The sequence below is a fragment of the Citrobacter sp. RHBSTW-00524 genome, assembly GCF_013747755.1.
GTDB classification, from domain to species: Bacteria; Pseudomonadota; Gammaproteobacteria; order Enterobacterales; family Enterobacteriaceae; genus Citrobacter; species Citrobacter braakii.
This window is the reverse complement of the sequence record NZ_CP056421.1, coordinates 4576096-4595432: the sequence shown is the minus strand read 5'-3', so window position 1 is coordinate 4595432 and position 19337 is coordinate 4576096. Positions and strand designations below refer to the sequence as shown.

Here is a 19337-nt window from a genome sequence, read left to right as displayed (position 1 = left end):
TCAGAAGAAACCGGGCGTGTTTACTGGGGATTTTAGCGGGTGGTGCCGCGCAGTTTCAGCTTGCTGGGAACAAAAACCAGCAGAGGAAGCGCACGCCCATCGCGGGCTTTCTCAAACAGCAGGTTGACGCCCTGACTGCCCATCATTTCTGAATGGATGCGAACGGTGGAAAGCGGAGGAAAGGTGAAGCGCGCTGTCGGGATATCATTAACGCTAATCAGCGAAATGTCCTGCGGAATGTTCAGGCCACGCTCGTGAATGGCGCGCAGAACGCCAATAGCAATCGAGTCTGAAGCCACAAATAGGGCACCGGGATAGTCGGCTTTCGCCAGCATTTTTTTGGCCAGTTCATACCCTGATGAACTGGAGAAACCGCCGCGATAGATGTCCTGTTCAGAAACGACCTGCTGCAGACGACCGTATTCGACAAACGCGGCTTCACGGATATCTGCCTTGCCGGGTTCGTCTTCACCGCCGATGAAGCCAATGCGAGTGACGCCCTGGGCGATGAAGTAGTCGATACTCTCTTTACTGATGCGGGCCAGATCGATATCGACGGCGTCATATTCGCTGCCGGGTTCATGGAAATCGATAAAGCAGATGTTGTCGGTAAGCGCTGTTGCCGCATTACGCAAAGCCGGAGAAGGCTTGCCGACAATAAGAATGCCGGTAATGTTTTTGCTCTCCGGCAGCCCACTGTGCTCATAGCAGTTGGTCAGTTCGATCCCCAGCTTCTCACTCTGGGTTTCTATTCCGTGACGGATCGCGAGATAGTAAGGATCGTTGATTTCCAAATCCTGCTGGTAGCTGTAGAGCGCCAGAATATGCTGGGGGCCGAGCGCGCTGGTCTGGTTTTTACGAGCACTGCTGGTTTTGTACTCCAGTTTTTCCGCGATCTCCAGAATGCGATGCTTGGTCTCTTCTTTTACATTCAGCGTGGGGTCATCGTTTAAAACCCGGGACACTGTCGCCAGGGACACGCCAGCTTCGATTGCGATGTCTTTAAGTGTTGCCATGTTTGCCTTTTCCCTGAGTTACCTGCGCATTGTAAATGAAGTGCTTATCTATTCATCTGTTTTCAGTAAAAAAAGTACGTTTAATTGACATGCCTGGGGTAAAACTGGGCTTTCAGAGTGTGATGACTACGTCATTTTCCCGCTTTTGAGAACCATGCCAAGAAAATATTTTGCTAGTATTTAGTAAAATTTTACCAAAGGAGAACACAATGGATACCGTCGCATTTGCTGATTTTGCCCGAATGGAAATACGTGTTGGAAAAATCGCACAGGTAAAGCGCCATGACAATGCTGATAAGCTGTATATCGTGCAGGTGGATGTGGGAGAGCGTACGCTGCAAACCGTGACCAGCCTGGTGCCTTATTACAGCGAAGAGGAATTGATGGGGAAAACGGTGGTGGTGCTGTGTAATCTGCAAAAGGCCAAAATGCGTGGGGAAACGTCAGAATGCATGTTGCTGTGCGCTGAGACGGACGATGGCAGCGAAAGCGTGCTGCTGACGCCAGAACGCCTTATGCCAGCGGGTGTGCGGATTGTTTAAGTTGTGCTAATTGCCGGATGGCGGCTACGCTTTTCTCCGACCTACATTTGATCCCGTAAGCCTGAGATGCGCAGCGCCATCCGACCTGTATTACACCTGCTCCACGCTCACCCGTAATGCTGCCAGGGCTTTGCGCGTCGATCGCAATACCAGATCGCATTGCTCGATCGTTAACGTTAACGGCGGTTCGATACGGATCGTCTTTGCATTGTTTAGCGTGCCGGCAACCAGTACCCGCTGGCGGAACATCTCACTGGCAAAGTTGTAGCCGATTTCATTATCGACAAACTCAATTGCCATCAGCATGCCTTTACCGCGTACATCATGCACCAGGTCTGGGTACTCCCGCGCAAGCTGGCGGAAACCATCCAGCAACATATCGCCTTTCTGCTCCGCCTGAGCCGGTAAATTTTGCTCCAGCAGGACGTTAATGGTGGCTAGCGCAGCCGCACAAGCGAGCGGGTTGCCGCCAAACGTGGTGGTATGCAAGAAGGGATTGTCGAACAGAACGGAAAACACCTCTTCAGTGGCAATAGTTGCGCCAATTGGCATCACGCCGCCGCCCAGCGCCTTGGCCAGACACATAATGTCGGGCTGCACGTTTTCGTGCTCGCAGGCGAACATTTTGCCGGTACGACCCATGCCGGTCTGCACTTCATCAAGGATCATCAGCGCGCCAAACTCATCGCAAAGTTTACGCACGGCGGGCAAATACCCTTGCGGCGGCAGGATCACGCCCCCTTCACCCTGGATAGGTTCGAGGATCACGGCTGCGACGTCGTCACCGGTCTTTTTACACTCGCTGAGCATGGTGCGCATCGCGTTAATATCGCCAAACGGCACATGGCGGAAACCCGGCAGCAGCGGCATAAACGGTTTGCGGAAGGTTGATTTAGCCGTGGCGGACAGTGCTCCCAATGATTTGCCGTGGAATGCGCCGCTGGTGGCAATGAACGTAAATTTACCGCGCGGCGATTGATACGCTTTCGCCAGCTTCAGAGCGGCTTCAACCGACTCGGTCCCGCTGTTACAGAAAAAACTGTATTTCAGTTTACCTGGCGCCAGCGCGGCGAGGGTTTTTGCTAGCATGGCCCGCAGAGGGTCAAGTAGCTCTTGGCTGTGCAGAGGTTGTTTCGCGAGTTGATTCTGTACGGCGGAAACCACGACTGGATTACGGTGCCCCACGTTGAAAATTCCAAATCCACCCAGGCAATCGACGAACTCCTGCCCCTGGGTGTCGACAAGCGTATTCAGGCTTCCCGCTTGCCACTCTACGGCTCCGTAATCCCCGCCTGCAGTTACAGATTTTCGATACTCTAAGAACCCCGGATTGACATGCTCCTTGAAGTATTCAATCACCTCTCGGTTTAATGATTTCATTTCCTCATGATCAAGCGTGCGCTTTTCGATGAGATTTAGTGCGTGTGCGCTGCAGGCCAGGGCCGATGCGCTGGAAGGTAACCTGTTCAAAATATGCTCCCGGAGCTCGCGTATCACATGATACTGATTTAAGTATTGCAGTGATTGCGCCATTCCGGCGCGCTTAGCAAAAATCGGGATAAACACCAGGAAACATCTCATTCACGCAACATTTAATGCTGGTGTTTAACATTTGCTGGCATTTTGCCCAGGTTAAGACCGCGAAAACAGATCGGAAAAGCACTTTTCTGCGCTAAAAGTGAGCAATATTTGCACTGTGACGGTGCGTTGGTAGAAGTGTAGTTGAATAGTTACTGGATGAAAGTATTTTAAATCAATGGATTAGAATGCGTACAGATTTTGAGGTTTAATCGCAAATTGCGATCTAAATCAAATTTAACAACTAAAGATAAAAAAATTATCGCCGAAATAACATAAGCCGAAAGAGTTAACAACCAGATAACCTGCACAGGACGCAATCATGTCTTCTCATCCCTACGTTAGTCAGCAAAATACACCGCTGGATGATGATATCACCCTCATGTCGACCACCGATTTACAAAGCTATATCACCCACGCGAACGATACCTTTGTCCAGGTCAGTGGCTATCAACTGAATGAATTGCTCGATAAGCCGCACAATCTGGTTCGTCATCCGGATATGCCAAAAGCGGCGTTTGCGGATATGTGGTACACCCTGAAACAGGGCGAGCCATGGAGCGGGATTGTGAAAAACCGGCGTAAGAATGGCGATCACTACTGGGTAAGGGCCAATGCGGTGCCGATGGTGCGGGAAGGTCGTGTCACCGGATATATGTCGATTCGTACCCGGGCCACTGACGAGGAGATTGCGGCGGTAGAGCCTTTATATAAAGCGCTGAATGAAGGGCGTTGCAACCGACGTATCCATAAAGGACTGGTGGTACGCAAAGGCTGGCTGGGTAAACTCCCGGCGCTGCCGATTCGCTGGCGAGTGCGCAGCGTAATGGCAATTATGTTTATCGTACTGGCGGCCGCATTGCAGCAAATGGGCGCCGAATGGCCGTTACTGCTGATAAGCGCGCTGGTGATGATGCTGGGAACGGCTATTTTCGAATGGCAGATTGTGCGTCCTATTGAGAATGTCGCTCGTCAGGCGCTAAAAGTGGCGACCGGTGAACGAAACAGCGTGTCGCATCTTAACCGCAGTGATGAACTGGGCCTGATGCTGCGAGCGGTTGGGCAACTGGGGCTAATGTGCCGTTGGCTCATCCATGATGTCTCCAGTCAGGTGAGCTGTGTGCGCAGCGACAGCGAAACGCTGGCGAAAGGCAGCGATGATTTAAACAAGCATACGCAGCAGACCGTAGAGAACGTGCAGGAAACGGTGACCACCATGAATCAGATGGCGGCATCGGTGAAGCAAAACTCAGAGACCGCCGCCGCGGCCGACAAGCTCTCCATTGCAGCCAGCAGCGCGGCGACGCACGGCGGCGAGGCGATGGATACCGTCATCAAAACTATGGACGATATCGCCAACAGCACCCAGCGGATCGGCACCATTACCACGCTGATTAACGATATTGCTTTCCAGACTAATATTCTGGCCCTGAACGCCGCTGTTGAAGCCGCACGGGCGGGTGAGCAGGGGAAAGGGTTCGCCGTGGTGGCGGGAGAAGTGCGTCATCTTGCCAGCCGCAGCGCCAGTGCAGCCAATGATATCCGCAAGCTGATTGATGCCAGCGCCGATAAGGTGCAGTCCGGATCTGACCAGGTTCACGCCGCAGGGCGCACGATGGATGATATTGTGGCACAGGTGCAAAACGTGACGCAGTTGATCGCCCAAATCAGTCACTCAACGCTGGAACAGTCAGATGGTCTTTCGAGCCTGACTCGCGCAGTGAATGAATTAAGCAACATTACGCAGAAAAATGCCGAACTGGTTGAAGAGAGCGCCCAGATTTCCGCGATGGTGAAACATCGCGCTGGTCGTCTGGAAGATGCGGTTACGGTGCTGCATTAATATTAACGATAAAGGCGGAACGCAGGGTGAACGCGTTCCGCCTGCTCTGTAGATTAATCCAGTTGAGTAATATCCAGCGCAGCGCGATCGATAATACCGATGATTTTTTTGATCTGCGCATCGCTGGTATCACCATGATTGACCCGCAGGTCCAGCACGGCTTTGAAGTTCTCCAGCGCGCGTTTCATCTGCGGGTTCTTGCGTAATTCAAAACCCACGCAGCGGGCTTTAATACGTTCGTGGATATGTTCCAGATGCTCACGGTTTTCATCCAGCCACTGCTGGCCCTGGGTTGTGATCGCAATCTGTTTACGCCCGCCTTCCTCGTCGCTGATGGTGATCAGCTCTTGATCCTGCAAGAAATCCAGCGTCGGATAGACGACGCCCGGGCTCGGGGTATAGTTGCCCTGAGTCAGGGTTTCAATCGCTTTAATCAGCTCATAGCCGTGGCTGGCGTCGCGGGTCAGGATATCCAGAATGACCAGGCGTAATTCTCCGTGACCGAAGAAGCGCTGGCGACGACCGCCGCCGCGACCGTGGCGGTGTCCACAACCCTGTTCGTGGTGATGTTCTTTGTTGCAGCCTTCATGGCGATGTTCTTCACCTTTGCAGCAACCGGCATGGTGTTCGTTGTGGCGGCCTTCGTGGTGATGTCCTTCACCCTTGCAGCAGCCTTCGTGTTGGTGCTCTGTATGCTTGCAGCAACCTTCATGATGGTTTTGCATCATCGTCTCCTGATGTGTTTTAGATATATCTAATTTATATCTAAATATCATTTTTGCGCAAGGCTATAAAATATTTTTTATTTAACTTTATGATTTTTATCTGTTTTAAAGAGGTTGTTTTAGCCGGTTAATCAGAAGTCGACTATATCAAAAAAGTGCTTGCAATCTTTCTGATTAGCAATCATTATCATTTAAAAATTAATTTAGATATATCGTATTATCTTTCCGAAGGCGAAAAAATGACAAAAAACACCTCACGCTACCCGCAGCGCGTTCGCAATGAACTGCGTTTTCGGGAACTTACCGTCCTGCGCGTAGAACGTATTAGCGCGGGCTTTCAGCGCATTGTACTGGGCGGTGACGCTCTGGATGGTTTTAGCTCACACGGCTTTGACGACCATACCAAGGTCTTTTTCCCTGAACCGGGCAGCCACTTTGTGCCGCCGGTTGTCACCGATGAAGGTATTGTCTGGGCTGACGGCGTGCGTCCGATATCCCGTGATTACACGCCGTTGTATGATGAAGCACGCCATGAGCTGGCACTGGATTTCTATATTCATGACGGTGGCGTGGCAAGTACGTGGGCGATGAATGCCCGCGAGGGTGACAAGCTGACGGTAGGCGGACCGCGCGGTTCTTTGGTGGTGCCAGAGGACTATGCGTATCAGGTTTACGTGTGTGATGAATCGGGAATGCCTGCGCTGCGCCGACGCCTGGAGTCGCTCAGCCGTTTAGCGGTACGTCCGAACGTCACGGCGCTGGTAAGCGTGCAGGATGCCGCGTACCAGGACTATTTTGCCCATCTCGACGGATTTACTATTCAGTGGTTTATCGGCCATGACGAACAGGCGGTGAATGAACACTTATCGCAGCTAAGCGTGCCTGCAGATGATTATTACATCTGGATTACCGGCGAAGGTAAGGTGGTCAAAAACCTGAGTGCTCGCTTTGAAAGCGAGGCGTTCGATCAGCAACTTGTTCGCGCAGCGGCTTACTGGCATCAGCGTCGTTAATCAGTAATTAGATGGCGGAACGCCAAACGCCTGGCGGAATGCGTAGCTAAATGCCGCGGTGCTTGAATACCCTACGTCGAGCGCCACGGCGGTCACGCTTTTATTTTTCTTCAGCATTAATACGGATTCCAGAATACGCATTTTTTGCTTCCAGACGCTGAAAGGCAATCCGGTTTCTTTTTTGAAATGGCGTGAAAAGGTACGGGCAGACATACCCAGATGCTGCGCCCAGTATTCAACCGAATGCTCCAGCGCCGGGGATTCTTGTATTGTTCGGCAAACTTTGGTTAATTCGCGATCCTGCGGCCAGGGTAATACAAAAGCGACTTCCGGAAGCTGCAGAATAATGTCGACCAGGACGCTAACCAGCTTGCCCTCTTTTGACTGGCTATCATAATGGCCCGAAATTAAATTCGTGGCGTAATGAATAAACTCTCTGGCGAAATCACTGATAGCCACCACTTTACATTCATTGATGCTCTCTTCAAGAAAGCTCGGTTTAATATCCAGATTCTCTAAATACACATCATCCAATGCCCAAACCGCATGCTCCGTATGATTCGGGATCCAGATGCCATAATGCGCCGGGATTATCCAGCACTTGCCGGCAACATCAATACGCATACTGCCTTTGCGGGCGAAATGAAACTGCATAAAAGAGTGTGAATGCTGTGGAACATGATGATTGGCTTCCAGGACATAAGAGCGAAAGTAAACATCCTGCGGCAGTTCCGTCATGGAGTTATCCGGGAAGGAGTTCCACTGTTTTTGCACGAGAGTTTCCATAAATAGATCGTCAATGCTCCCGATGGTGTGTCCGCTGCTCGATAGATCTTGTCCGCGGATCATAATACATACACTCTTTTTTCCATAATAATCTTGCGTAAGAATTTTTAGCCCACCTTTGGTAAATACCATGAACTCGCTTTGTTCAGATGCTGTCATCGTCAATGAAACAAATGATAACTGGACCCGAATGGGAAAAGAGCTGCTTTCGCAAGCGGATATCAGGATTAATGGCTCCCGTGCCTGGGACATTCAACTTCATCATGCCGGTTTCTTTAAACGGGTACTGCAACAAGGCTCGTTAGGGCTTGGCGAAAGCTATATGGAAGGCTGGTGGGACTGCGAGCGGCTCGATATTCTGTTCTGCAAAATCCTGAAAGCAAAACTTGATCAGCAGATGCCGGGTAACCTGAAAGATATTTTACGTATTGCCAGCGCACGCCTGTTTAATTTGCAGTCGCGGAGCCGCGCGTGGATTGTCGGCAAAGAACATTATGATATTGGTAACGATCTCTTTGCGCTGATGCTTGATCCGCATATGCAATATTCCTGCGCTTACTGGAAAGATGCGACCACATTAGACGATGCGCAAAATGCTAAATTAAAAATGATCTGTGAGAAGCTACAACTTAAACCGGGTATGCGTTTACTCGATATTGGTTGTGGCTGGGGTGGACTGGCGGAATATGCGGCGCGTCATTATGGCGTGGCGGTGGAAGGCGTCACCATTTCCAAAGAGCAGCAAAAAATGGCGCAGCAGCGCTGTGAAGGACTGGACGTTAACATTCTGCTGCAGGATTATCGCGACCTCGATAAACACTACGATCGCATTGTCTCCGTGGGGATGTTTGAACACGTCGGGCCAAAAAACTACGACACTTATTTCAGCATCGCCGACCGTTGTTTAAAATCGGACGGACTGTTCCTGCTACACACCATTGGTAGCAATAAAAAAGGGATGAGCGTCGATCCGTGGATCAATAAATACATTTTCCCGAACGGCTGCTTACCGGCGATCTCCCATATTGCCGAAGCCAGCGAATCACGGTTTGTGATGGAAGACTGGCATAACTTTGGCAGCGATTACGATAAAACGCTGATGGCGTGGCACGAGCGCTTTAATCAAGCGTGGCCGGAGCTGTCATCACGTTATTCCGCCACCTTCAGAAGAATGTTTAACTACTATTTATGCGCCTGCGCCGGGGCTTTCCGCGCCAGAGATATTGAACTTTGGCAGGTGCTGTTTAGTCGCGGCGTAGAGGGCGGGATCCGCGTGTATCGTTAACGTTCTGCCTGATAAGCGAAGCGCCATCAGGCAGTAAATACCTGAGAAGCGCTCCTTGTTACATCTTAGCCCAGCTCACTCTCTGCCAGCGCTTTAAACACCATCGCTACGGCGTGCGCGCCGGGGTCCATATTTCCGAATAGGCTTTCGCTGCTCAGATACGATGCGCGACCCGCATTGGCTTTGCTCGACAAACAGGTTCGTTCGGCTCCCGCTTGCGCGGCGTCGAATGCGGCCTGCAGATTTTTCGGCTTTGTGAGCAGCGAGGTCAGGGCCGGTTGCAGCGCATCAATCATCGTGCGATCGCCTTCGTCTGCGCCGCCGTAGAACTTCATCTGCGCCAGCCCCGTATTTAGCGCTTCGACAACGTTAGCGCCCTGTTCCAGTTTCTGCCCGGCGGCGGTAAAGAAGATTGACATCAGCACACCGCTGGAACCGCCCATCACCACGGTCAGACGTTCGCCAATCAGCGCGAACAGCGTGGCAAGGTTATCCAGCGGCAGTTGCTGGCGATGCAGCAGGCTGGCAATTTCACGCGCGCCGGCGGCAAAGGTCGAACCGGTATCGCCATCGCCGACTTTGGCGTCCAGCGCATTCAGATGAGTCTCCAGATCGGAAAGGGTTGCGGTGACCAGCTCCACAACCCCGGCCACCAGGACGTTTGCCGAAGGCTGGAATTCCACGCGGGCGCTACGCTGAGATGACGCTACACAGGTGATTTCACGCGGTGGGACCGGCGTCGGCCAGTTGCTGGTTTCCACTTCGGTGAGCAGTGCTTTTTCGATGCTCTCTTCCAGCACGATGGCCGTCAGTGAGAAGCCTTTCATATCCAGCGCGGTGACCAGCGAGGCCGGGCCAATTAGCCAGTCGATACGCGAGTGCAGCGGGCTGCTGGCGAGTTCGCGGGTGATGATGGCCATTTCGGCCACGGAAACGCCGCCAAGATTATTAATCATCACCGCCAGACGACCGGTTTCAGGCAGGGCGGCCAGCAGTTTATCCACCATCAGGTTTACCACTTGCGCACTGTTTTGGGTGTCGATAACCGATGCGCCTGGTTCGCCGTGAATGCCCATACCCAGCTCCGCATGACCCGGATGATGACGAGGGGCTGCGTCGGTTTCTTGCGGCAGATGACAGCTGGAAAGCGCTACGCCCAGGCTAAAGGTGTTGCTGGCTGCGTACTGCGCTTCACGCAGGACGGTGGCGAGGTTATAGCCGCGTTCGGCAAAATAGCCTGCGATTTTATGCACCAGGATAGTTCCCGCAATGCCACGTGGGTGTTTGTTATCCGGCAGGGAGATGTCGTCGCCGACAATCAGCATTTCAACGTTATAGCCAAGGCGACGCGCCTTCTCGGCGGCGAGACCGAAATTAAGACGGTCACCGGTGTAGTTTTTCACAATCAACAAACAGCCAGCCTCACCGGTCACCGCCTGAATCGCGGTCAGTACAGCATCCACGCTCGGGGAGGCGAAAACGTCGCCGCAGACCGCAGCGGTTAGCATGCCTTTACCGATAAACCCAACGTGCGCGGGTTCGTGTCCCGAACCGCCGCCGGAAATGACCGCTACGTTATTTTTATTAAGGTCACGACGGACCACGATGCGAATGGCCGGATCGCTTTCCAGACGCGCCAGGTTATTCCATGGGCTGGCGATAATCGCCCCGTCGATGACGTCGCTCACAAGATGGGTGCGTTGGTTAAAAAAGAATTGAGACATAACGGCTCCTCGAGGTTGAGTGAAAGACAAACCCCCGAATGTAGGATCATGGTGCGGAGGCAATGAAGAGATTCTGGCGAAGTCAGCGTGGAAAAAAACAACGCTAAAATGAGTTTCATTACGGAACGCTGGCGTTGTTTTTTGTTCCGAAATGAAACTTAAAAAGGCGGGGAATGATCATAATGCGAGCTCGCTCGACTTTTTTCTCCTGCGATCAGCGCCGCTCATACGGCGCAGCCAGCCTTTTTTTGCCGGTTTTAATACAACTGCATGAGTAAAAGAGGAACTGAGCTTCGTGTTTGCTGGAGATTTGGGGGTAAATGAACGGATCGGGATCGCAAACCTTATCATTTTTGTGGATAAGCGTTCCAGAATGGAACGTGCGTCGTTTTTATCTGTTTCATATCAGAACAAAATGACGAAAGATTTTTTTGTTCACGCCTCGCCATACAGTTATTGCATCGCTCCGGTACCTCCTGTTTTTGCCGACAGCAACAGGCCAAACAGGTTAACGCCAGGGCTCACCATGTAAAAACATGTACTTATTTGAGGATGAAAGGAATGCTAAAAGTTATTCAATCTCCAGCCAAATATCTCCAGGGCCCTGACGCTTCCACCTTATTTGGTCAATACGCTAAAAATCTGGCGGACAGCTTTTTCGTGATTGCGGATGACTTCGTGATGAAGCTGGCGGGAGAGAAGGTACTCAATGGCCTGCACAGCCACGACATTAGCTGCCACGCGGAACGCTTCAACGGTGAATGCAGCCATATTGAAATTAATCGCCTGATTGCCATTCTGAAACAGCACGGTTGCCGCGGCGTGGTTGGGATTGGCGGCGGGAAAACGTTGGATACCGCCAAAGCGATTGGTTACTACCAGAAGCTACCGGTGGTGGTGATCCCGACTATCGCCTCTACCGATGCGCCAACCAGCGCGCTGTCGGTTATCTATACCGAAGCCGGTGAGTTTGAAGAGTATCTGATCTACCCGAAAAACCCGGATATGGTGGTGATGGACACCGCAATCATTGCCAAAGCGCCGGTACGCCTGCTGGTGGCCGGGATGGGCGATGCGCTCTCAACCTGGTTTGAAGCGAAAGCCTGTTATGACGCCAGAGCGACCAGCATGGCGGGCGGACAGTCCACCGTAGCGGCGCTGAGCCTGGCGCGTCTGTGCTATGATACCCTGCTGGCGGAAGGCGAAAAGGCACGCTTTGCCGCGCAGGCTGGCGTGGTGACTGATGCGCTGGAGCGTATTGTCGAAGCGAACACTTACCTCAGCGGCATCGGCTTTGAAAGCAGCGGTCTTGCAGGGGCGCATGCTATCCATAACGGTTTTACGATTCTGGAAGAGTGTCACCATTTGTACCACGGTGAAAAAGTCGCCTTTGGTACGCTGGCGCAGCTGGTGCTGCAAAACAGCCCGATGGAAGAGATCGAAACCGTGCTGAATTTCTGTCAGAAAGTAGGCCTGCCGGTAACGTTAGCGGAAATGGGCGTAAAAGACGACATTGACGGCAAGATCATGGCCGTGGCCAAAGCGACCTGCGCGGAAGGTGAAACCATCCACAATATGCCGTTCCCGGTGACGCCTGAGAGCGTACATGCCGCGATACTGACGGCAGACCTGCTGGGACAGCAGTGGCTGGCGCGTTAATCAGTCGTCGGTAAGTTTTTATCCGGCATCTTCTCCCCCCTCTGACAGTCTCTGCCGGAGGGGTTGTCTATGGTAAAACAGCGGAAAGGGATATGACGACGCACACTCAGGACATTGGGAAGGAAGTCTCTTCGGTCATTGCCCAGTCATGGCATCGTTGCAGCAAGTTTATGCAGCGGGAAACCTGGCAGGCGCCGCATCAGGCGCAGGGCCTGACCTTTGAGTCGATCTGTCGTCGCAAAACGGCGCTGCTGACGATTGCTCAGGCCGCGCTGGAAGATGCCTGGGAGTTTATGGACGGCCGTCCGTGCGCGTTGCTAATTCTGGATGAATCAGCCTGTATTCTCAGCCGTTGCGGCGATCCGCAGACGGTGGAGCAACTGGCGGAGCTCGGTTTTCGCGACGGCAGCTACTGTGCAGAAAGCATTATTGGCAGCTGCGCGTTGTCGCTGGCGACGATGCCGGGGCAGCCGACAAAAACCTCTGGCGATCAACACTTTAAACAGGCGTTGCATCCGTGGTCGTTCTGCTCTACGCCAGTATTCGATAACCATGGTCGACTGTTTGGCTCCATCTCGCTGTGCTGTCTGGTAGAGCATGAGTGCGTTTCTGATTTATCCCTGACGCTGGCGATTGCCAGAGAAGTCGGCAACTCATTGCTGACTGACAGCCTGCTGGCTGAATCCAACCGCCATCTGAACCAGATGTACGGGCTGCTGGAGAGTATGGATGATGGCGTGATGGCCTGGAACGAACAGGGCGTATTGCAGTTCCTCAATGCGCGCGCGGCTCTGCTTTTGCATCTCGACGCGCAGGCCAGCCAGGGGAAGAATATTAACGACCTGCTCAATCTCCCCATGCTGCTGCGTCGGGCGATCAAACATGCCCGCGGCCTGAATCATGTCGAAGTCACCTTTGAAAGCCAGCACCAGTTTGTTGATGCCGTCATCACCCTGAAACCGATTGTTGAAGAGCAGGGCAACAGCTTTATCCTGCTGCTGCATCCGGTGGAGCAAATGCGTCAACTGATGACCAGCCAGCTCGGCAAGGTGAGCCACACCTTTGAGCAGATGTCGACAGACGATCCAGAAACCCGACGTTTGATCCACTTTGGTCGTCAGGCGGCGAGGGGAAGTTTCCCGATCCTGCTGTGCGGGGAAGAGGGCGTCGGTAAAGAGCTACTGAGTCAGGCCATTCACAATGAAAGCGAACGCGCCAGCGGGCCGTATATCGCCGTGAACTGCCAGTTGTATGCCAACAGCGTACTGGGGCAGGATTTTATGGGCAGTGCGCCTACTGATGATGAAAACGGTCGGCTGAGCCGTCTTGAACTGGCGAACGGCGGCACGCTGTTTCTGGAAAAAATTGAATATCTGGCGCCGGAGTTACAATCCGCGCTGCTGCAGGTGATCAAGCAGGGGGTTTTAACACGCCTGGATGCCCGGCGGCTGATTCCGGTGGATGTCAAAGTGATCGCTACCACCACGGTTGATCTCGCGAATCTGGTGGAGCAAAACCGCTTTAGCCGTCAGTTGTATTACGCGCTGCACTCTTTTGAGATCGTTATCCCGCCGCTGCGGGTGCGGCGTAACAGTATTCCATCGCTGATTTATACGCGGTTGAATAGCCTGAAAAAACGCTTTTCATCCAGCCTGAAGATCGACGACGACGCATTGGCACAACTGGTGGCCTATTCGTGGCCGGGTAATGATTTTGAGCTGAACAGCATTATTGAAAACATCGCTATCAGCAGTGATAACGGCCATATTCGGCTGAGCAATCTGCCGGATTATCTGTTTGCCGAACGCCCTGGTCTGGAGACGGCATCTTCACTGCTGCCCGCCAGCCTGACCTTTACCGCCATCGAGAAAGAGGCGATTATCCATGCCGCCCGCGTGACCAGTGGGCGTGTTCAGGAGATGTCGCAACTGCTGAATATTGGTCGCACCACCTTGTGGCGTAAGATGAAGCAGTACGACATTGATGCCAGCCAGTTTAAGCGCAAACATCTGGAGTAGTTTCTTCGATTCTGGCCATCGAGAACAGCGCATCCGACAGCCGGTTGATATAACGCCTGGCCTCATCGCGTAACGTCAGCGTTCTGCCCATCGCGATGAGGATCCGCTCCAGCCGACGCGTCAGGGTTCGCGCAACGTGCAGCTGTGCCGATGCCAGATTTTTCCCCGGAATAACAAACTCTTTGAGCGGGCCGCTTTGCGCCATATTGCGGTCAATAAGCTGCTCCAGCGCCTGAATATCCTCTTCGCCAATACGCTGTTTTAAGCGTGTGAGTCCTTTCTGATCGCTGGCGAGTTCCGCCCCCAGTACGAACAGCATCTTCTGCATAGCGTGCAATTCCTGGCGTAGCTCGGCCTGGCGCGTGCTGGCATAGCAGACGCCAAGCTGGGAAATCAGTTCATCCACCGTGCCGTAGGCCTCAACGCGGATGTCGTCTTTATCGATACGGCTGCCGCCAAACAGCGCGGTCGTGCCGTTATCGCCGGTTCGGGTATAGATGCGGTACATTTATTTTATCTCGCTGAGAGGAAGAACTTTAACCAGTTGACCGGCATTGGCGCCGAGCGTGCGGATCTGTGCTGTCCCGACGCGGGTATGCCCGCAGACCAGCGCCCGATCCTCGGGCAACTGGGCATGGGTTAAGGCAATATCACCGGTGGCGTTGAGACCGAGACCCACGCGCAGCGTCGAACTTTTGGCCGCCAGTTTGCCGAGCGCCAGCGCGCAGTCATGATCGTCGCAACAGATTGCCCGGCAGGGAACGCCTTGCTCTTCCAGCCCCCAACACAGCTCATCAAGCACGCGAGTACCCTGCCAGCGTGAGTGATAAAACAGATGTACACCCGGTGATGAAAGTGACATTGCGCCCCCTGCGTTATCAGAATGCCTGACGGAAGATCTCGGCAATTTCTTTCTCGTTCCCTTTGCGCGGGTTGGAGAAGGCATTGCCGTCTTTCAGCGCCATTTCCGCCATATACGGGAAATCGGCTTCTTTGACGCCCAGCTCGCGCAGATGCTGCGGAATACCGATATCGGCTGACAGGCGAGCGATGGCGCGAATCGCCAGCTCGGCAGCATCCATGGTGGACAGACCGTCAGTGTTCTCACCCATAAACTCCGCGATGTCGGCAAATTTCTCCGGATTAGCGATCAGGTTATAGCGCGCCACGTGCGGCAGCAGGACGGCATTTGCCACGCCGTGCGGCATGTCGTACAGACCGCCAAGCTGATGCGCCATCGCGTGAACGTAGCCAAGGTTGGCGTTGTTGAAGGCCATACCCGCCAGCAAAGAGGCATAGGCCATATTCTCGCGAGCTTTCAGGTTGCTGCCCAGTGCTACGGCCTGGCGTAAGTTGCGGGCGATCAGACGAATTGCCTGGATAGCGGCGGCGTCGGTAACCGGGTTGGCATCTTTTGAAATATAGGCCTCAACGGCGTGGGTCAGGGCGTCCATTCCTGTTGCCGCAGTCAGTGGCGCAGGTTTGCCGAGCATCAGCAGTGGGTCATTAATGGAAACCGACGGCAGGTTGCGCCAACTGACAATCACAAACTTCACTTTGGTTTTGGTATTGGTCAGCACGCAGTGACGGGTGACTTCGCTGGCGGTACCGGCGGTGGTATTCACCGCGACGATCGGCGGCAGCGGATTGGTCAGGGTTTCAATCCCGGCATAGCTATAGAGATCGCCTTCGTGCGTCGCCGCGATACCGATGCCTTTACCGCAGTCATGCGGGCTACCACCGCCGACGGTAACGATGATATCGCATTGCTCTTTACGAAAAACGTCCAGGCCGTCGCGCACGTTGGTGTCTTTAGGGTTTGGCTCGACGCCGTCAAACACCACCACGTCAATACCGGCTTCACGCAGATGTTCGAGGGTTTTATCAACCGCGCCGTCCTTAATGGCTCGCAGACCTTTATCAGTCACCAGCAGCGCTTTTTTACCGCCCAACAGTTTGCAGCGTTCGCCGACAACGGAAATAGCATTCGGGCCAAAAAAGTTCACATTTGGCACCAGGTAATCAAACATACGATAGCTCATAATTTACCTTCTTAGATTTAAATTATAATTCAGAGAAACAATTCAGTGCGGTTTGCGCTAATAACATGTCTTGTTCGACAGTACCGCCACTTACGCCGACAGCACCGATTAATTTATCGTTTAACATGACAGGTAAGCCGCCACCAAAAATAACGATCCGCTGTTGATTCGTTAGCTGTAAACCATATAGTGACGCACCCGGTTGTACCGCGTCGGTAATTTCATGGGTCCCCTGCCGCAGACAGCAGGCGGTATACGCTTTATTAAGAGAAATATCACAGCTGGTGACGAACGCGTCGTCCATGCGTTGCATCAGCAGCGTGTTGCCGCCGCGATCCACCACGGAAAAGACCACCGGCACGTTGATCTCAAGCGCTTTAGCCTCGACGGCCTGCGCCATTTTTTTCGCCGCCGCCAGCGTAATGGTGGCGATTGGTTGGCTCTTATTCACAGTCTCTCCTGAAAATGTTGTAGGGCTGAGGTCACGAAAATATCGCGATACAGCTATTTTTATCATTGGGTTTGGCTTTATTTTCTCGCCGCGCGTTATTAAGTCAATAGGGTGAAAATTTAAAAAGTATTAATTTAATTTTGTGTATTAGTGTTTATTGATAATGATCATTTAACTCCGTCACAATTCGCTCCGAATATTCCTGAGAACCGTTTCAATATGGAACGATGAATTTTTATTACGTGCCAAATTGGAACGAAATTAATTTTATTTTTTTATTGCTGTGCTCATTTAGAGTTCGGCCATTGCTGATGAAAGGCGAATGCCGGGAGGTGTGTCCCCGGCAATCCGGCCCGGCGTCCCTATTTTTTATCTTTTGAGTCCATAAACTATGAGAAGATCAAAACGATTCGAAGTGCTTGCGAAGCGCCCTGTAAATCAGGATGGGCTGATTGGCGAATGGCCTGAAGAGGGGCTGATCGCCATGGAAAGCCCCTACGATCCGGCTTCGTCGGTGAAGGTAGAGAATGGTCGTATTGTTGAGCTGGACGGCAAGAGCCGCGCCGAGTTCGACATGATTGACCGTTTTATTGCCGACTACGCGATTAACGTGGCTGAAACTGAACGGGCAATGCGGCTCGACGCGCTGGAGATCGCCAGAATGCTGGTGGATATCCACGTCAGCCGGGAAGAGATTGTTGCTATTACCACCGCTATCACCCCGGCGAAAGCGGTGGAGGTGATGGCGCAAATGAACGTGGTGGAAATGATGATGGCGCTGCAAAAAATGCGCGCCAGACGCACGCCGTCCAACCAGTGCCATGTCACCAACCTGAAAGACAACCCGGTACAGATTGCCGCCGATGCGGCTGAAGCGGGGATCCGTGGTTTTTCAGAACAGGAAACGACGGTCGGGATCGCCCGCTATGCGCCGTTTAACGCCCTGGCGCTGCTGGTCGGTTCCCAGTGCGGTCGCCCCGGCGTGCTCACGCAATGTTCCGTTGAGGAGGCGACTGAGCTGGAGCTGGGGATGCGCGGGTTAACCAGCTACGCCGAAACCGTGTCGGTATACGGTACAGAGTCTGTGTTTACCGACGGCGATGATACGCCGTGGTCCAAAGCGTTTCTCGCCTCGGCCTATGCGTCTCGCGGACTGAAAATGCGTTACACCTCTGGCACCGGTTCGGAAGCGCTGATGGGCTATTCCGAGAGTAAATCGATGCTCTATCTGGAGTCGCGCTGCATCTTTATCACCAAAGGCGCGGGCGTACAGGGGCTGCAAAACGGTGCGGTCAGCTGTATTGGCATGACCGGCGCGGTGCCGTCGGGGATCCGCGCGGTGCTGGCGGAAAACCTGATTGCCTCAATGCTCGACCTTGAAGTGGCCTCCGCCAATGACCAGACCTTTTCCCACTCTGATATTCGCCGTACCGCCCGTACCCTGATGCAAATGCTTCCCGGCACCGACTTTATCTTCTCCGGCTATAGCGCCGTACCGAACTACGACAACATGTTTGCCGGGTCGAACTTCGACGCGGAAGACTTCGATGATTACAACATTCTGCAACGCGATCTGATGGTTGACGGCGGTCTGCGTCCTGTAACCGAAGAAGAAACCATCGCCATCCGCAACAAGGCGGCACGCGCCATTCAGGCGGTGTTCCGCGAACTGGGCCTGCCGCTGATTAGCGATGAGGAAGTTGAGGCCGCCACTTATGCTCACGGCAGCAAAGATATGCCCGCGCGCAATGTGGTGGAAGATCTGGCCGCCGTGGAAGAGATGATGAAGCGCAATATCACCGGGCTGGATATCGTCGGCGCGCTAAGCCGTAGCGGCTTCGAAGATATCGCCAGTAACATTCTCAATATGCTGAGACAGCGCGTCACCGGTGATTACCTGCAAACGTCGGCCATTCTGGATCGCCAGTTTGAGGTGGTAAGCGCCGTTAACGACATTAATGATTATCAGGGACCAGGCACCGGCTATCGCATCTCTGCCGAGCGCTGGGCGGAAATTAAAAATATCGCGGGCGTGGTTCAGCCAGGCTCAATTGAATAAGGTGGTACACCGTGGAATGCACAACTGAACGTAAGCCGGTTTTCACCTTGCAGGTAAGCGAAGGCGAAGCGGCTAAAGGGGACGAACGCGTAGATGAAGTGGTGATTGGCGTCGGTCCGGCCTTTGATAAGTATCAGCACAAAACCCTGATTGATATGCCGCATAAGGCGATTCTTAAAGAGCTGGTGGCAGGTATTGAAGAAGAGGGGCTGCATGCGCGGGTGGTGAGAATTCTGCGCACCTCGGACGTTTCTTTTATGGCGTGGGATGCGGCCAATCTCAGTGGTTCCGGCATTGGGATTGGTATCCAGTCGAAGGGAACCACGGTGATTCATCAGCGCGATCTGCTGCCGCTGAGTAACCTTGAACTGTTCTCTCAGGCTCCGCTGCTGACGCTGGAAACCTATCGCCAGATCGGTAAAAACGCCGCGCGCTATGCACGCAAAGAGTCGCCTTCGCCGGTGCCGGTGGTCAATGACCAGATGGTGCGCCCTAAATTTATGGCCAAGGCCGCGCTGTTTCACATCAAAGAAACCAAACATGTGGTGCAGGATGCTGCGCCTGTCACGCTGCATATTGTACTGGTGAGGGAATGA

General features: G+C 53.2%; 17 protein-coding genes. 8 read left to right on the top strand and 9 right to left on the bottom strand.

All coding sequences use genetic code 11. From position 1 onward, the window contains the following. Positions 1–32: 32 nt before the first annotated feature. On the bottom strand, positions 33–1016 hold the full coding sequence (gene ebgR, locus HV229_RS22075) for a transcriptional regulator EbgR (protein WP_181546411.1): 984 nt from the start codon (positions 1014–1016) through the stop codon (positions 33–35). 209 nt (positions 1017–1225) lie between these two features. Between ebgR and HV229_RS22070 the strand changes: the two genes are divergently transcribed. Then, entirely contained in the window at positions 1226–1558 is a 333-nt protein-coding gene (locus HV229_RS22070; protein ID WP_016157522.1) for a tRNA-binding protein, read from the top strand. Positions 1559–1648: 90 nt separating this feature from the next. Here HV229_RS22070 and ygjG read toward each other — a convergent pair whose 3' ends face one another. Next, positions 1649–3028: a putrescine aminotransferase gene (gene ygjG / locus HV229_RS22065; RefSeq protein WP_049259762.1), complete on the bottom strand. Its 1380-nt coding sequence runs from the start codon at positions 3026–3028 to the stop codon at positions 1649–1651. 430 nt (positions 3029–3458) lie between these two features. On the opposite strand from ygjG, the gene HV229_RS22060 reads away from it, so the two are divergent. Then, on the top strand, positions 3459–4979 hold the full coding sequence (locus tag HV229_RS22060) for a PAS domain-containing methyl-accepting chemotaxis protein (RefSeq protein ID WP_016154592.1): 1521 nt from the start codon (positions 3459–3461) through the stop codon (positions 4977–4979). Between the two features lie 53 nt (positions 4980–5032). Here the strand turns inward: HV229_RS22060 and HV229_RS22055 are convergent, their stop codons facing one another. Continuing rightward, positions 5033–5707, bottom strand: coding sequence for a PadR family transcriptional regulator (locus HV229_RS22055; RefSeq protein WP_161623113.1), 675 nt, complete (start codon positions 5705–5707; stop codon positions 5033–5035). A gap of 236 nt (positions 5708–5943) precedes the next feature. On the opposite strand from HV229_RS22055, the gene HV229_RS22050 reads away from it, so the two are divergent. Next, positions 5944–6717 (top strand): siderophore-interacting protein, encoded by a 774-nt coding sequence (locus HV229_RS22050; protein ID WP_019077743.1) that lies wholly within the window; start codon positions 5944–5946, stop codon positions 6715–6717. Here HV229_RS22050 and HV229_RS22045 read toward each other — a convergent pair whose 3' ends face one another. After that, the gene (locus HV229_RS22045; RefSeq protein ID WP_016157517.1) at positions 6718–7566 is read right to left on the bottom strand and encodes a helix-turn-helix transcriptional regulator; all 849 of its coding nucleotides are present in this window, start codon (positions 7564–7566) and stop codon (positions 6718–6720) included. Positions 7567–7633: 67 nt separating this feature from the next. On the opposite strand from HV229_RS22045, the gene cfa reads away from it, so the two are divergent. Next, entirely contained in the window at positions 7634–8788 is a 1155-nt protein-coding gene (gene cfa / locus HV229_RS22040; protein WP_181546409.1) for a cyclopropane fatty acyl phospholipid synthase, read from the top strand. A 65-nt stretch (positions 8789–8853) separates the two neighbouring features. Here cfa and HV229_RS22035 read toward each other — a convergent pair whose 3' ends face one another. After that, positions 8854–10512: a glycerone kinase gene (locus tag HV229_RS22035; RefSeq protein WP_181546407.1), complete on the bottom strand. Its 1659-nt coding sequence runs from the start codon at positions 10510–10512 to the stop codon at positions 8854–8856. Positions 10513–11073: 561 nt separating this feature from the next. On the opposite strand from HV229_RS22035, the gene HV229_RS22030 reads away from it, so the two are divergent. Both HV229_RS22030 and dhaR read left to right on the top strand, forming a co-directional pair. Beyond that, positions 11074–12171, top strand: coding sequence for a glycerol dehydrogenase (locus HV229_RS22030; RefSeq protein WP_016154586.1), 1098 nt, complete (start codon positions 11074–11076; stop codon positions 12169–12171). Positions 12172–12263: 92 nt separating this feature from the next. Then, positions 12264–14189: a dihydroxyacetone kinase operon transcriptional regulator DhaR gene (dhaR, locus tag HV229_RS22025; protein ID WP_080859518.1), complete on the top strand. Its 1926-nt coding sequence runs from the start codon at positions 12264–12266 to the stop codon at positions 14187–14189. On the opposite strand, the gene HV229_RS22020 is transcribed toward dhaR, so the two are convergent. Genes HV229_RS22020 through HV229_RS22005 form a run of 4 tightly spaced genes read right to left on the bottom strand, consistent with a single transcriptional unit; the run spans position 14167 to position 16682 of the window. Beyond that, positions 14167–14697, bottom strand: a complete 531-nt coding sequence (locus tag HV229_RS22020) for a cob(I)yrinic acid a,c-diamide adenosyltransferase (protein WP_016157513.1) — start codon at positions 14695–14697, stop codon at positions 14167–14169. The genes dhaR and HV229_RS22020 overlap by 23 nt on opposite strands. Continuing rightward, on the bottom strand, positions 14698–15051 hold the full coding sequence (locus HV229_RS22015) for a glycerol dehydratase reactivase beta/small subunit family protein (protein ID WP_046276246.1): 354 nt from the start codon (positions 15049–15051) through the stop codon (positions 14698–14700). A gap of 16 nt (positions 15052–15067) precedes the next feature. After that, positions 15068–16231 (bottom strand): 1,3-propanediol dehydrogenase, encoded by a 1164-nt coding sequence (gene dhaT, locus HV229_RS22010; protein WP_016243884.1) that lies wholly within the window; start codon positions 16229–16231, stop codon positions 15068–15070. Between the two features lie 22 nt (positions 16232–16253). Next, positions 16254–16682 carry a heme-binding protein gene (locus tag HV229_RS22005; protein WP_007372190.1) on the bottom strand — a complete coding sequence of 143 codons (429 nt, stop codon included), beginning with the start codon at positions 16680–16682 and terminating at the stop codon, positions 16254–16256. Positions 16683–17073: 391 nt separating this feature from the next. Here HV229_RS22005 and HV229_RS22000 point away from each other — a divergent pair, with 391 nt between their 5' ends. Further along, positions 17074–18741 carry a propanediol/glycerol family dehydratase large subunit gene (locus tag HV229_RS22000; protein WP_016243883.1) on the top strand — a complete coding sequence of 556 codons (1668 nt, stop codon included), beginning with the start codon at positions 17074–17076 and terminating at the stop codon, positions 18739–18741. Between the two features lie 11 nt (positions 18742–18752). Continuing rightward, a complete protein-coding gene (locus tag HV229_RS21995; protein ID WP_057060391.1) occupies positions 18753–19337 on the top strand; it encodes a propanediol/glycerol family dehydratase medium subunit in 585 nt (194 codons plus the stop codon).

Coding starts and splice junctions, on each gene's coding strand:
- ebgR (WP_181546411.1), bottom strand. CDS start 1,016: ATGGCAACACTTAAAGACATCGCAATCGAAGCTGGCGTGTCCCTGGCG.
- HV229_RS22070 (WP_016157522.1), top strand. CDS start 1,226: ATGGATACCGTCGCATTTGCTGATTTTGCCCGAATGGAAATACGTGTT.
- HV229_RS22060 (WP_016154592.1), top strand. CDS start 3,459: ATGTCTTCTCATCCCTACGTTAGTCAGCAAAATACACCGCTGGATGAT.
- HV229_RS22055 (WP_161623113.1), bottom strand. CDS start 5,707: ATGATGCAAAACCATCATGAAGGTTGCTGCAAGCATACAGAGCACCAA.
- HV229_RS22050 (WP_019077743.1), top strand. CDS start 5,944: ATGACAAAAAACACCTCACGCTACCCGCAGCGCGTTCGCAATGAACTG.
- HV229_RS22045 (WP_016157517.1), bottom strand. CDS start 7,566: ATGATCCGCGGACAAGATCTATCGAGCAGCGGACACACCATCGGGAGC.
- cfa (WP_181546409.1), top strand. CDS start 7,634: ATGAACTCGCTTTGTTCAGATGCTGTCATCGTCAATGAAACAAATGAT.
- HV229_RS22035 (WP_181546407.1), bottom strand. CDS start 10,512: ATGTCTCAATTCTTTTTTAACCAACGCACCCATCTTGTGAGCGACGTC.
- HV229_RS22030 (WP_016154586.1), top strand. CDS start 11,074: ATGCTAAAAGTTATTCAATCTCCAGCCAAATATCTCCAGGGCCCTGAC.
- dhaR (WP_080859518.1), top strand. CDS start 12,264: ATGACGACGCACACTCAGGACATTGGGAAGGAAGTCTCTTCGGTCATT.
- HV229_RS22020 (WP_016157513.1), bottom strand. CDS start 14,697: ATGTACCGCATCTATACCCGAACCGGCGATAACGGCACGACCGCGCTG.
- HV229_RS22015 (WP_046276246.1), bottom strand. CDS start 15,051: ATGTCACTTTCATCACCGGGTGTACATCTGTTTTATCACTCACGCTGG.
- dhaT (WP_016243884.1), bottom strand. CDS start 16,231: ATGAGCTATCGTATGTTTGATTACCTGGTGCCAAATGTGAACTTTTTT.
- HV229_RS22000 (WP_016243883.1), top strand. CDS start 17,074: ATGAGAAGATCAAAACGATTCGAAGTGCTTGCGAAGCGCCCTGTAAAT.